Below are 12755 nucleotides of genomic sequence, written 5' to 3' on the forward strand. Positions count from 1 at the left end.
ACGCCGCACGGGGCGCTCAGCGGTCGGCGGCCTCGACCATCCGGACGAAGTACTCGTGGACGCGGTGGTCCCCGGTCAGCTCCGGGTGGAAGGAGGTGGCCAGCAGGTTCCCCTGGCGGACCGCGACGATCCGGGCGTCCGGGCCGTCCGCGGCCGGCACCTCGGCGAGCACCTCGACGCCCGCGCCGACCGCCTCGACCCAGGGGGCGCGGATGAACACGCCGGTGACCGGGTCGCCGGGCAGGCCCGCGAACGGGATGGCGGTCTCGAAGGACTCGTTCTGCCGGCCGAAGGCGTTGCGGCGCACCGTCATGTCGATGCCGCCGACGGTCTCCTGGTCGTCCCGGCCGTCCAGGATCTTGTCGGCCAGCAGGATCATGCCCGCGCAGGTGCCGTACACCGGCATGCCGGCCGCGACCCGCTCGCGCAGCGGGTCCATCAGGCCGAACAGCACGGCCAGCTTGGAGATGGTGGTGGACTCGCCACCGGGCATCACCAGGGCGTCGACCTCGGCCAGCTCCTCCGGGCGGCGGACCGGCCGGGCCAGCGCGTCGGCGGCGGCCAGCGCCACCAGGTGCTCGCGGACGTCGCCCTGCAGGGCCAGGACGCCGATGGTGGGGGTGCTCACGGTCTCACTACCTCTTCGCTCTCGAACTACAGGGCCCGGACGCCGCGCAGCGGCCCGCCGTACCGGGAACTCGCACGGCGGGCCGGACGCGGGGGCGCTTACCAGCCGCGGTTGGCGTAGCGCTCGGTCTCCGGGAGGGTGTCGCAGTTGATGCCGACCATGGCCTCGCCCAGGTTGCGGGAGGCGTCCGCGATGATCTTCGGGTCGTCGAAGAAGGTGGTGGCCTTGACGATGGCGGCGGCGCGCTTGGCCGGGTCGCCCGACTTGAAGATGCCGGAGCCGACGAAGACGCCCTCGGCGCCGAGCTGGCGCATCAGCGCGGCGTCGGCCGGGGTGGCCACGCCGCCCGCCGAGAACAGCACGACCGGCAGCTTGCCGAGCTCGGCGACCTCGCGGACCAGCTCGTACGGGGCGCGCAGCTCCTTGGCGGCCGCGTACAGCTCGTTGTTGTCGAAGCCGCGCAGCTTGGCGATCTCGTTCTTGATCTGGCGCAGGTGGCGGACGGCCTCCACCACGTTGCCGGTGCCGGCCTCGCCCTTGGAGCGGATCATGGCCGCGCCCTCGGCGATCCGGCGCAGCGCCTCGCCGAGGTTGGTGGCGCCGCAGACGAAGGGGGTGGTGAAGGCCCACTTGTCGGAGTGGTTGACCTCGTCGGCCGGGGTGAGGACCTCGGACTCGTCGATGTAGTCGACGCCGAGCGACTGCAGCACCTGGGCCTCGACGAAGTGGCCGATCCGGGACTTGGCCATCACCGGGATGGAGACCGCGGCGATGATCTCCTCGATCATGTTCGGGTCGGACATCCGGGCCACGCCGCCGTCCTTGCGGATGTCGGCGGGAACCCGCTCCAGCGCCATGACCGCGACCGCACCGGCGTCCTCGGCGATCTTCGCCTGCTCGGCGTTGACCACGTCCATGATCACGCCGCCCTTGAGCTGCTCGGCCATGCCGCGCTTGACCCGGGCGGTGCCGACCTGGGGCTGCTCAGCGGAAGTGGGGGTGGTGGACACGTAAGACCTCACTCAGGGATGAACCGGTGCTATCGATCTATCGTAGGCCCGGGGACCCCGCGACCCATACGCCACATGGTCCAGGGCCGTCCCCGGCATACGACAATCAGGCCAGCGACCCGGCTGCGGCAGGAACGGTGTTCAACAGGAAACGGGGCCAGCCTACGCGGGCGCGCCCTCGGGCGTGAGCGCCACCGGGGGCTCGTCGTCCATCTCGAAGGCCATCGGGAACGGCGCCCGGCCCGCCAGCCGGAAGTACCGCACCAGCCGGTGCTCGCGCACCGCCCGCGCCGCCCGCACCGCGTCGTTGTGGAAGCGCCGCGCCATCGGCACCCGGCGCACCGCCTCGACCAGGTCGCGCACCGCCTCCTCGCCGCCCGGCGCCGCGCGCACCGCGGTGACCTGCTCCGGCTCGTCCAGCACCGCCCGCAGCGCCAGGCTCAGCTCGCTCTCGGCCACCTCGCGCTGCTCGGACTCGGCCTGCCGGGCCGCGTGCGCGGCCTCCAGCAGCAGGATCGACGCGGCCGGGTCCAGCAGCGAGGAGGTGGCCAGCTCCACCGCCACCGAGGACCGGCGCAGCAGTTGGGCGTCCAGCGAGGCCCGGGCGGCGTCGATCCGGGCGTGCAGCCGGTCCAGCCTGCCCGCCGTCCAGCTCAGGTAGACGGCGAACAGTACGACGGCCGCAACGGCCCAGATCCAGGTAGCCACGGGCCGCTACGGTACCGGCTCAGCCGCCCAGGGTCGCCGAGCGGTAGGCGGCGCTGTCCAGCTCCCCCACCGCGACGGTCGCCTGCACCGGCCCGGCGTACGCCCCCAGGTACTCCGGCAGCGCCGCCAGCACCGCCTCGCTCAGCGCCGCCTTGGCCGCCGCGCTGCGCCCGGGGAAGACCCGGAACTCGATCACGACCAGCGCGAAGGTCTCGGCGTCCGCCCCGACCACCGCCTCCTCGGTCCGCCGGAACCGGGTCTTGCAGCCGGTCGGCCGGGCGTCCAGCAGCTTCACCGCCAGCCGGTTCAGGGCCAGGCCGAAGCCCCGCCGGTCGAAGGACTCGGCGAGCCGGTCGGTGTAGTCGACGGTGATCAGCGGCACGGGAACCACCTCTCGGAACGGGTGCGGCGACGGGCCCGGCGACGCGGGCTCAACGACTCGGACGCGGACGGCGGTCGGACGGTTCGACCTCGGCCACCGGCGGCCGCCCGTCGGTGACCGTCTCGTACACCGACAGCACCTCGGCGCCGACCGTCTCCCAGTCGAAGCGCCGCACGTGCCGGGACGCCGCCTCGCGCAGCGCCAGCAGCCGCTCGGGGCTGCCCAGCAGCTTCACCGCCGAGGCGGCCAGCGCGTCGGCGTCCTCCACCGGGAACAGCTCGCCGGCCGCACCGCCGTCCAGCACCTGCCGGAACGCGTCCAGGTCGCTGGCCAGCACCGGCGCGCCCGCCGACATCGCCTCGACCAGGATGATGCCGAAGGACTCGCCGCCGGTGTTCGGCGCCACGTACAGGTCCACCGAGCGCAGCAGCCGGGCCTTGTCCCGGTCCGAGACCATCCCGAGGAACTCCACCCGGGCCCGCACCTCGGGCGCCAGGCCGGCCACCGCCTCCTCCTCGTCGCCCTTGCCGGCCACCAGCAGCCGCACGCCCGGGCGCTCGGCCAGGATGCGCGGCAGCGCGGCCAGCAGCGTCGGCAGCCCCTTGCGCGGCTCGTTGATCCGGCCGATGAAGCCGATGGTGCCCGGCCCGCCCTCGCCCGCGCCGCCCTGCCACCTCGGGTCCGGCTCGGCGTCCGCGAAGAACCGCACGTCCACGCCGTTCGGGATCACCACCGCGTCGCCGCCCAGGTGCTCCACCAGGGTGCGCCGGGCGTACTCCGACACCGCGATCCGGCCGGACATCTTCTCCAGGCCGGGCTGCAGGATCGGCGAGGCCGCGATCATCGCCCGCGAGCGCGGGTTCGAGGTGTGAAACGTCCCCACCATCGGGCCGGACGCCGCCCACGCCGCCAGCATCGACAGCGACGGCGAGTTCGGCTCGTGCACGTGCAGCACGTCGAACCGGCCCTCGCGCAGCCAGCGCCGCACCCGGGCCGCCGACAGGATGCCGAAGCTCAGCCGCGCCACCGACCCGTTGTACGGCACCGCCACCGCCCGCCCCGCCGAGACCACGTACGGCGGCAGCGCCTCCTCGTCCTCCGCCGGCGCCAGCACCGACACCTCGTGCCCGAGCCGGATCAGGTGCTCCGCCAGGTCCCGGATGTGGAACTGCACCCCGCCGGGCACGTCCCAGTCGTACGGGCACACCACGCCGATCCTCACGACGCCTCCCGACGGGGCGTCAGGTCGGCCAGCCAGAGCTTCTGCAGCATGTGCCAGTCCTCCGGGTGCTCGCGGATCGCCCCGGCCCAGACGTCGGCCATCGCCTGGGTCATCGCGAGGGTCTGCTCCTGCCGGGTGCCCTCGCCGGACGGCACCACCTCGGGGTGGACCTCGGCCCGCAGCACCGGCCCGTCGTACCAGAGCGACACCGGGAACAGCGCCGCGCCGGTCCGCTGGGCCAGCGCCGCCGGGCCGGCCGGCATCCGGGTCTGCTCGCCGAAGAAGTCCACCGGCAGGCCCGCCGCCGACAGGTCCCGGTCGCCGACCAGGCAGACCAGCTTCCCCTCGCGCAGCCGCCGGGCCAGCGTCCCGATCACCGACACGTCGGAGCCGGTCAGCGCCAGCACCTCCATGCCCAGCCCCTCCCGGTACGCCACGAACCGGTCGAACAGCGACTCCGGCTTCAGCCGCTCGGCGACCGTGGTGAACGGGAACCCGCCCGCCGAGGCGATCCACGCCCCCGCCAGGTCCCAGTTCGCCATGTGCGGCAGCGCCAGCACCGCGCCCCGCCCGGCCGCCATCGCCTCGTTCAGCTGCTCCAGGCCCTTGACCGTTATCGCACCGGCGATCCGCTCCCGGCTCCAGGTCGGCAGCCGGAACGACTCCATCCAGTACCGCATGTACGAGCGCATCCCGGCCCGCGACAGCTCCCGCAGCCGGGCCCCGTCCGCGTCCGGGCGGACCCGCGACAGGTTGGCCTCCAGCTGCCGCACCCCCTTGCCCTGCCGCCGCCACGCCACGTCGGCGATGGTGTCGAACAGGCCGCGGGCCACCGGCTCGGGCAGGTGCCGCAGCCCCGCCCAACCGGCCGCGTAGGCGGCGTCGACCAACCGTTCCCTCACTTGACCCCCTCGGCGGCGGCCGCCGCCTCCAGTTCCGCCGACTCCCGGCGCACGGTCAGCATCCGCTGCGCCACCGTCACCAGGCTGCCCGCCGCGACCACCCACAGGGCGATCGGCAGCAGCCACTCGATGTACGGCACCCCGAACTTGTGCAGGCCCGCGAACCCGGCCGCGGTCAGGCTGATCACCAGCCGCTCGGCCCGCTCGACCAGGCCCGAGACGTCCACCGGGAAGCCCAGCGCCTCGCCACGCGCCTTGGTGTACGACACCACCTGGCCGCTGGCCAGGCAGAAGACCGACACCGCGCACAGCAGGTCGTTGTTCCCGCCCCCCGCGTACCACATCGCCAGACCGCCGAAGATCGCCGCGTCGGCGACCCGGTCCAGCGTCGAGTCCAGGAACGCCCCCCACTTGCTGGAACGGCCCGCCTGGCGGGCCATGTTGCCGTCCACCAGGTCGGAGAAGATGAACAGGGTCACCGTGATGACGCCCCAGAAGAACTCCCCGCGCGGGAAGAACACCAGGGCACCGGCCACCGACCCGGCCGTGCCGATCAGCGTGACGGCGTCCGGACTGACACCCCACCGCAGCAGCATCGCGGCGAACGGGGTGAGGACACGTGTGAAGAAGGCACGCGCGTACTTGTTGAGCATGGCCTTCCGGTCCGCTCCGCTCCTCGGATTGGCACCCGCGAGCCGCATGCCCGCCGGGCGGCCGCGCGAATGGACCCGCCCGGCTGGACAATGGTATCCACGCTGATCGAGCGGCAGGAGGCCAGCCATGCCGGACCGGACGGCCCACACCCCCGCCCCGCCCGCCGACCGCCCCGACCGGCTCCGCAACGTGGCCCTGGTCGGCGCCGGCGGAGCCGGGAAGACCACCCTCGCCGAAGCACTCGCCCACACCGCCGGCGTCCTGACCAGACCCGGAACCGTCCCCGACGGCACCACCACCGCCGACTGGGAGGACATCGAGCACCGGCAGCAGCGCTCCGTCCAGCTCGCGCTCCTCCCCCTCCCCTGGCGCGACCTCAAGATCAACCTGCTGGACGCCCCCGGCTACGCCGACTTCGCCGGCGAGCTCCAGGCCGCCCTGCGCGCCGCCGAGGCCGCCCTCTTCGTCCACTCCGCCGCCGACCCCGACGTCCCCCGCCCCGTCCGCGACCTGTGGCAGCGCTGCGCGGACGCCCGGCTGCCCCGCGCGGTCGTCCTCACCCACCTGAGCACCGCCCGCGTCCGCCTCGACGACGTGCTGCGGATGCTCCAGGACACCCTCGGCACCCCCGACACCGTCCGCCCGCTGCACCACGTCGACCTGCGCGACGGACACCTGCACGGCCTCACCGACCTGCTCACCGGCCGGGTGTACGGAACCCCCGGCGACGCCCCCGACCTCGACGCCGAACGCGCCCGCCTGGTCGAGGCCCTCGCCGGCGAGGACGACACCCTGCTCGCCCGCTACCTCGACGGCGCCCCCCTCGACACCGCCGCCCTCACCGCCGGACTGCGCCGCGAGGTCCTGGCCGGCACCCTGCACCCCGTCCTCGCCACCACCCCCGACGGCACCGGCTGCGACGCCCTGCTCGACCTGCTCGCCGACGCCTTCCCCTCCCCCGCCGACCGCACCGACGACCTGCCCGCCGCCGACCCCGACGCCCCGCTCACCGCCCAGGTCGTCCACACCGGCGAGGACCCCTACCTCGGCCGCCTCAGCCTGCTCAAGGTCTTCGCCGGCACCCTGCGCCCCGACACCACCGCCCACCTCCCCGACGGCACCGAGGAGCGCCTCACCGCCCCGCACAGCCCGCTCGGCCACCAACTGCGCCCCGTCCCGCACGCCGTCGCCGGCGACCTCGCCACCGTCACCAAGCTCACCGCCGCCCGCACCGGCGACACCCTCGGCACCGACCGCACCGTCCTGCCGCCCTGGCCACTGCCCGAAGCGCTGCTCCCCACCGCCGTCCGGGCCCGCTCCAAGGCCGACGACGACCGGCTCTCCCAGGCCCTCGGCCGGCTCTCCGCCCAGGACCCGGCCCTGCGCGTCGAACAGAACCCCGACACCGGCCAGCTCGTCCTGTGGTGCACCGGCGAGGCCCACCTCGCCGTCACCCTCGACCGCCTCACCCACCGCCACGGCGTCCACGTCGACACCGTCCCCTACGAGGTCGCCCTCCGGGAGACCTTCGCCGCCCCCGCCGACGGCCACGGCCGACACGTCAAGCAGTCCGGCGGCCACGGCCAGTACGCCGTCTGCGACCTCACCGTCGAACCCCTGCCCGGCGGCGGCTTCGAGTTCGTCGACCGCGTCGTCGGCGGCGCCGTCCCCCGCCACTTCGTGCCCTCCGTCGAGAAGGGCGTCCGCGCCCAACTCGCCCAGGGCCTGCGCGGCCACCCGATGACCGACGTCAAGGTCACCCTCACCGACGGCAGGGCGCACTCCGTCGACTCCTCCGACGCCGCCTTCCAGACCGCCGCCTCGCTCGCCCTCAAGGAGGCCGCCGACCACGCCTCGGTCGAGGTCCTCGAACCCGTCGACGAGGTCCGCGTCCTGCTCCCCGACGAGTACCAGGGGGCCGTCCTCACCGACCTCTCCGCCCGCCGCGGCCACGTCCTGGGCACCGAGATCGGCGGACCCGGCCTCAGCCTGGTCCGCGCCGAGGTGCCCGAGCTGGAACTCACCCGCTACCCGCTCGACCTGCGCTCGCTGTCGCACGGAACCGGCCGGTTCACCCGCCGCTACCTGCGGCACGCCCCGATGCCCGCCCACCTCGCCGCCCGGCACACCGGCGGCTGAACCCCCGCTACGAACGCCGCGGCAGCGCGCACGCCGGCGTGCCGCCCGGCATCCGGTCCCGGTTCTTCGCCACCCAGCGGTAGACCACGTCCGCCACCGGCCGCACCGGCGCCAGCGCCAGCACCCCGCCGGCCCACGCCCACAGCCCGCCCGAACGCATCAGCAGCCGCGCCACCGCCTGCGCCCCGCCGTACACCCGGCGGTCCGGCGTCACCCACAGCACCTCCCGCGAGGCCCGCTCCGCCGTCACCTCCCCGCCGGTGAACTCCTCCAGCGCCGCCATGTCCGCGAACTGGAACGCCACCGCCTCCCAGCCCGCCGAGGACAGGCTCTGCCGCGGGTACCGCTCCGCCCACCGCACACAACTGGAGCAGAACGCGCAATCACCGTCGAAAACCAGCACCGGTCCCGGTGCGTACGCACTCGTCATGCCCGAGATCCTCCACCCCGGCGGCACCCACCGACAAACCGGGGGCGTCGAACCCGCCCGCACGGGGCAGCATCACCCCGAAAACGCCGAGCGCGGCCGATATGTGACCCCGGATCAGCCGATGATCCGCACGGCCCGGCCCCCGCGCGGTAACCTGCCGCAGATCGATCAGGGGAGAAGGAGCTGCACAGGTGACTCAGCTCGACATGACGCCGGGCGCCCAGGTACCGCGCACGGACGTCGGGAACCAGACCGCGGTCACGCAGGCGTTCTCCTCCGCCGCCTACCGCACCGGTGACGTCAAGGAACTGGAGGCCCTCACCGGCGTCGGGGTCAAGGGCGGCAAGTTCGAGCTCTTCCGGCCCAGCGCGGGAGAGGCCTTCAGCCGCGCCCTGATCGACCGCACCCTCGGCGGCGGCCGCAAACCGCTGGTCCCCTCGCACGGCACCGACGTCCGGATGGTCGTCGAGCACTGCCTCGCCGCCCAGGACCTGCGCGAGGCCCGGGACCGCAGACTGGCCGGCCTCAGCCTGCTCTTCGGCGTGCTCTTCCTGCCCGGCACCCTGGTCTGGCTCGCCGCCTACCAGGCCCGCGCCTGGCTCGGCAGCAAGAAGTCCGCCGCCCGGGACGGCTTCATCGGCACCCTGGCCCTGCTGCTCGCCTTCGGCCTGGCCCTGCTGCTGCTGATCCGCCCGCCGTTCGGCGGCCTGCTCGGCCTCTACTTCCGGGTGGTCATGATCGGCCCGGCCGTCGGCTGGTACCTCGCCAAGCGCACCGTGGTCGGCAGCGTCATGGAGCAGCGGGCCCGCTGGGGAGACCTGGTCGGCGGCAGCGCGGTCGCCGCCGTCGTCCCCAAGGCCGTCCCCAAGGACCACCTGGACAAGAAGGCCAACACCCTCAAGGCCGGCCTGGACCGCATCAGCACCGAGCAGAACACCAACATCCAGCACTACGCCGGCCCCAAGGGCATCCTCGGCATCGGCGCCCGCTGGGCCGAGTGGTCCCTGCGCGAGGACCTCCGCCCCGCCGAGGGCCACGACGACTTCCGCACCTTCCACGTCGCCGACCTGACCCGCCGGATCGCCGACCGCCTCTCCGGCCTGACCAGCAGCGACGTCCCCAACGGCGGCCTGCCCCGGCCGCAGATCAGCCACTGGGTGGTGCTCGACACCGGCGAGGGGGCCGACGAGATCGGCCGCCCCTCCGGCCCCGAGATGGACGGCGACCGGATGCGCGACTTCGCCGTCCAGGAACTCGCCAGCAAGCAGAGCCTCGGCGCCGACACCCGGCACCGGATCGCGGTCCAGTTCGTCCTGCACAAGGGCCAGCTGGTCTCCACCATCATCGTCAACGTGATGGTCCTGGCGCAGAACCTGCAGATCCACGTCACCCCGCACACCCTCGGCCCGATCAACGGCTACTTCACCTCCAAGCCGAAGACCCCCGAGAAGGACGTCGCCAAGACCTTCCGCTTCTGGGAGACCCGCACCGTCCAGCTCGCGGTCGTCACCGACGACGAGGTGGTCCGCCAGGCCGTCCGCGCCCCCTTCCACAAGGTCCCCGGCCTGCAGAAGTGGCTCGGCGGCGGCATCTCCTTCCCCGAGCCGCTCTGCCTGCGCCAGGCCTGGGCCGACCCGACCTGGAACAGCCGCTACAAGTCGGACGACACCATCTACCTGCCCAGCCCGGTCATCGGCGTCATCCACGCCGCCGTCGTCGAGTTCCTCGACGAGCACGACGTCGCCACCGACCGCATCGCCAACCGCTCCAACATGCTGCGCAGCGAAATGCAGGGCTCCCGCCCGTTCCGCGCCGACAAGTACGACGCCGGCTGACCGGACCGGGCCCGCCGGACGAACACCAGGGGCGTACGGGAGACCTCCCGTACGCCCCTGGGCGCTTTTCCCCCGGCCCGGCTCAGGCCGGCCACACCTCGGCCAGCATCTTCCGGGTGTCGGCCAGCAGTTGCGGCAGCACCTTGGTGTGGCCCACCACCGGCATGAAGTTGGTGTCCCCGCCCCAGCGCGGCACCACGTGCTGGTGCAGGTGCGCGGCGATCCCCGCCCCCGCGGCCGCCCCCTGGTTCATCCCGATGTTGAACCCGTGCGCCCCCGAGGCCGCCCGCAGCGCCGTCATCGCCTTCTTGGTGAACTCCCCCAGCTCCGCCGTCTCCGGCCCGTCCAGCTCGGTGTAGTCCGCGACGTGCCGGTACGGCACCACCATCAAGTGCCCGCCGTTGTACGGGTACAGGTTCAGCACCGCGAAGACCGACTCCCCGCGCTGCACGATCAGCCCCTCCTCGTCGCTGAGCAGGGGGATCGAGCAGAACGGACAACCGTCGTCGGGAGCCGGGCCGGTGGGCTTGTTCTCGCCCTGGATGTACGCCATCCGATGAGGTGTCCACAGGCGACGGAAGCCGTCCGGCTCCCCCACGCCCCGCTGCAGTTCCGGCTCGCTCGTCATGCCCGCCAGCATAAGCGCCGCGGCCCACGAACAGAGCAGTGCGGGGCGGACTCCCGCTGGAGCCCGCCCCGCACCTCGCTCAGGTCCGTCCCGCCGGGATCAGACCTGCACCCGGCTGCGCACCGCCTCGACGATCTCGGCGATCGCCTCGGCCTTCGGCACGCCGTTCTTCTGCTCGCCGCTGCGGTAGCGGAACGACACCGCGCCCGCCTCGACGTCGTCGTTCCCCGCGATCAGCATGAACGGGGTCTTCGAGCGCTGGGCGTTGCGGATCTTCTTCTGCATCCGGTCGTCCGAGGTGTCGACCTCGACCCGGATCCCGTGCTTCTTCAGCTCGGCCGCCACGTCGAGCAGGTACGGCACGTGCTCGTCGGTGATCGGGATGCCGGTGACGGTGACCGGGGCCAGCCACGGCGGCATCGCGCCCGCGTAGTGCTCCAGCAGCACCGCGAAGAAGCGCTCGATCGAGCCGAACAGCGCCCGGTGGATCATGACCGGCCGCTGCCGCGAACCGTCCGCCGCGGTGTACTCGAGGTCGAAGCGCTCCGGCAGGTTGAAGTCGAGCTGCACGGTCGACATCTGCCAGGTCCGGCCGATCGCGTCGCGGGCCTGGACGGAGATCTTCGGGCCGTAGAAGGCCGCACCGCCCGGGTCCGGCACCAGCGGCAGGCCCTGCTTCTCGGCCACGCCGGCGAGGACCGCGGTGGCCTCCTCCCAGTCCTCGTCCGTCCCGACGAACTTGGTCTCGTCCTTGGTGGACAGCTCCAGGTAGAAGTCGTTCAGGCCGTAGTCGCGCAGCAGGTCCAGCACGAAGGTCAGCGTGCGGTCCAGCTCGTCGGCCATCTGCTCGCGGGTGCAGTAGATGTGCGCGTCGTCCTGGGTGAAGCCGCGGGCGCGGGTCAGTCCGTGCACCACGCCGGACTTCTCGTAGCGGTAGACCGTCCCGAACTCGAACAGGCGCAGCGGCAGTTCGCGGTAGGAGCGGCCGCGCGCGTCGAAGATCAGGTTGTGCATCGGGCAGTTCATCGGCTTGAGGTAGTAGTCGACGCCCTCGTCCAGCTGCATGGGGGGGTACATGCCGTCGGCGTACCAGTCGAGGTGGCCGCTGGTCTCGAACAGCTTCCCCTTGGTGGCGTGCGGGGTGTAGACGAACTCGTAGCCCTCCTCCTCGTGCCGCTTGCGCGAGTAGTCCTCCATGGTGCGGCGGATGATGCCGCCCTTGGGGTGGAAGACGGCGAGGCCGGAGCCGATCTGCTCGGGGATCGAGAACAGGTCGAGTTCGTTGCCGAGCTTGCGGTGGTCGCGCTTGGCGGCCTCCTCCAGGAAGTCGAGGTGGGCCTTGAGCTCGTCCTTGGTGGGCCACGCGGTGCCGTAGAGGCGCTGCAGCATGGGGTTCTTCTCGCTGCCGCGCCAGTACGCGGCGGCGGAGCGCATCAGCTTGAAGGCCGGGATGTGCCGGGTGCTGGGCAGGTGCGGGCCGCGGCAGAGGTCGCCCCAGCAGAGCTCGCCGGTCTTCGGGTCGAGGTTGTCGTAGATGGTCAGCTCGCCCGCGCCGACCTCGACGTCCGCGCCCTCGCCGGCGGTGGCGGCGGAGCCCTTGAGGCCGATCAGTTCGAGCTTGTAGGGCTCCTTGGCGAGCTCCTCGCGGGCGGCCTCGTCGGTGACCACGCGGCGGGAGAACTTCTGGCCCCGCTTGATGATCTCCTGCATCTTCTTCTCGATGACCTTGAGGTCGTCCGGCTGGAACGGCCGCTCGACGTCGAAGTCGTAGTAGAAGCCGTCCCGGACGGGCGGGCCGATGCCGAGCTTGGCCTCGGGGAAGACCTGCTGGACCGCCTGGGCCATCACGTGGGCGGTGGAGTGCCGCAGGATGTCGAGGCCGTCGGGGCTGGAGATCACGACGGGGGCGACCTCGTCGCCGTCCTGGACGACGTGGGCGAGGTCCTTGAGCTGGCCGCCGACCCGGGCGGCGATCACGGCGCGGTCGTCGGCGAAGAGCTCGGCGGCCGTAGTGCCCGTGGTCACCACGCGCTCTTCCCGATCGGGTTCGCGGTTGATGATGATCCGGACGTCCGTCACCGGTCTCTCCTGACGTTCTGGCTACCGTGGTGCAGCAGAACCGCTGCACCGTGCATGGTACCGAGCCGGGCCGCGTCCCCGTCGCCGAGGCCGCGCACCCGGACGGGCGGTGCGGTCACGTTCCGCCACGATCCGGTC

12 protein-coding genes are annotated in these 12755 nt (G+C 72.9%); 2 read left to right on the forward strand and 10 right to left on the reverse strand.

Annotation, left to right across the window (positions count from 1 at the left end; translation table 11 throughout):
• Positions 1-16 precede the first annotated feature (16 nt).
• From pdxT to pgsA, 7 genes are all read right to left on the reverse strand, one after another.
• Positions 17-628: a pyridoxal 5'-phosphate synthase glutaminase subunit PdxT gene (pdxT, locus tag HUT16_RS05905; RefSeq protein ID WP_176186130.1), complete on the reverse strand. Its 612-nt coding sequence runs from the start codon at positions 626-628 to the stop codon at positions 17-19.
• 98 nt (positions 629-726) lie between these two features.
• The gene (pdxS, locus tag HUT16_RS05910) at positions 727-1638 is read right to left on the reverse strand and encodes a pyridoxal 5'-phosphate synthase lyase subunit PdxS (RefSeq protein ID WP_030459119.1); all 912 of its coding nucleotides are present in this window, start codon (positions 1636-1638) and stop codon (positions 727-729) included.
• 162 nt (positions 1639-1800) lie between these two features.
• Entirely contained in the window at positions 1801-2346 is a 546-nt protein-coding gene (locus HUT16_RS05915) for a hypothetical protein (RefSeq protein WP_176186132.1), read from the reverse strand.
• A 19-nt stretch (positions 2347-2365) separates the two neighbouring features.
• The gene (locus HUT16_RS05920; RefSeq protein ID WP_176186134.1) at positions 2366-2728 is read right to left on the reverse strand and encodes a 5-carboxymethyl-2-hydroxymuconate Delta-isomerase; all 363 of its coding nucleotides are present in this window, start codon (positions 2726-2728) and stop codon (positions 2366-2368) included.
• A 49-nt stretch (positions 2729-2777) separates the two neighbouring features.
• Positions 2778-3950, reverse strand: a complete 1173-nt coding sequence (locus HUT16_RS05925) for a glycosyltransferase family 4 protein (RefSeq protein ID WP_176186136.1) — start codon at positions 3948-3950, stop codon at positions 2778-2780.
• Positions 3947-4852: a phosphatidylinositol mannoside acyltransferase gene (locus HUT16_RS05930; RefSeq protein WP_254897660.1), complete on the reverse strand. Its 906-nt coding sequence runs from the start codon at positions 4850-4852 to the stop codon at positions 3947-3949. Before HUT16_RS05930 ends, HUT16_RS05925 begins: the two co-directional genes overlap by 4 nt.
• Positions 4849-5505, reverse strand: a complete 657-nt coding sequence (gene pgsA / locus HUT16_RS05935) for a phosphatidylinositol phosphate synthase (RefSeq protein WP_176186138.1) — start codon at positions 5503-5505, stop codon at positions 4849-4851. Before pgsA ends, HUT16_RS05930 begins: the two co-directional genes overlap by 4 nt.
• Positions 5506-5632: 127 nt before the next feature.
• On the opposite strand from pgsA, the gene HUT16_RS05940 reads away from it, so the two are divergent.
• Complete coding sequence (locus HUT16_RS05940; RefSeq protein ID WP_176186140.1) at positions 5633-7645, forward strand: elongation factor G; 2013 nt, start codon at positions 5633-5635, stop codon at positions 7643-7645.
• A gap of 7 nt (positions 7646-7652) precedes the next feature.
• On the opposite strand, the gene HUT16_RS05945 is transcribed toward HUT16_RS05940, so the two are convergent.
• Positions 7653-8075, reverse strand: a complete 423-nt coding sequence (locus HUT16_RS05945) for a thiol-disulfide oxidoreductase DCC family protein (protein WP_176186142.1) — start codon at positions 8073-8075, stop codon at positions 7653-7655.
• Between the two features lie 191 nt (positions 8076-8266).
• Between HUT16_RS05945 and HUT16_RS05950 the strand changes: the two genes are divergently transcribed.
• A complete protein-coding gene (locus tag HUT16_RS05950) occupies positions 8267-9910 on the forward strand; it encodes a hypothetical protein (RefSeq protein WP_176186144.1) in 1644 nt (547 codons plus the stop codon).
• Positions 9911-9992: 82 nt separating this feature from the next.
• Here HUT16_RS05950 and HUT16_RS05955 read toward each other — a convergent pair whose 3' ends face one another.
• The gene (locus tag HUT16_RS05955) at positions 9993-10550 is read right to left on the reverse strand and encodes an HIT domain-containing protein (protein WP_176186146.1); all 558 of its coding nucleotides are present in this window, start codon (positions 10548-10550) and stop codon (positions 9993-9995) included.
• Positions 10551-10637: 87 nt separating this feature from the next.
• On the reverse strand, positions 10638-12617 hold the full coding sequence (gene thrS, locus HUT16_RS05960; protein ID WP_176186148.1) for a threonine--tRNA ligase: 1980 nt from the start codon (positions 12615-12617) through the stop codon (positions 10638-10640).
• Positions 12618-12755: the final 138 nt, after the last annotated feature.

Origin of the sequence: Kitasatospora sp. NA04385 (assembly GCF_013364235.1) — a bacterium.
Classification (GTDB): Bacteria; Actinomycetota; Actinomycetes; order Streptomycetales; family Streptomycetaceae; genus Kitasatospora.

Bases quoted from the DNA above. Each gene is read 5' to 3' on its own strand.
- HUT16_RS05940 (WP_176186140.1), top strand. From the start codon at position 5,633: ATGCCGGACCGGACGGCCCACACCCCCGCCCCGCCCGCCGACCGCCCC.
- HUT16_RS05955 (WP_176186146.1), bottom strand. From the start codon at position 10,550: ATGCTGGCGGGCATGACGAGCGAGCCGGAACTGCAGCGGGGCGTGGGG.
- HUT16_RS05945 (WP_176186142.1), bottom strand. From the start codon at position 8,075: ATGACGAGTGCGTACGCACCGGGACCGGTGCTGGTTTTCGACGGTGAT.
- pgsA (WP_176186138.1), bottom strand. From the start codon at position 5,505: ATGCTCAACAAGTACGCGCGTGCCTTCTTCACACGTGTCCTCACCCCG.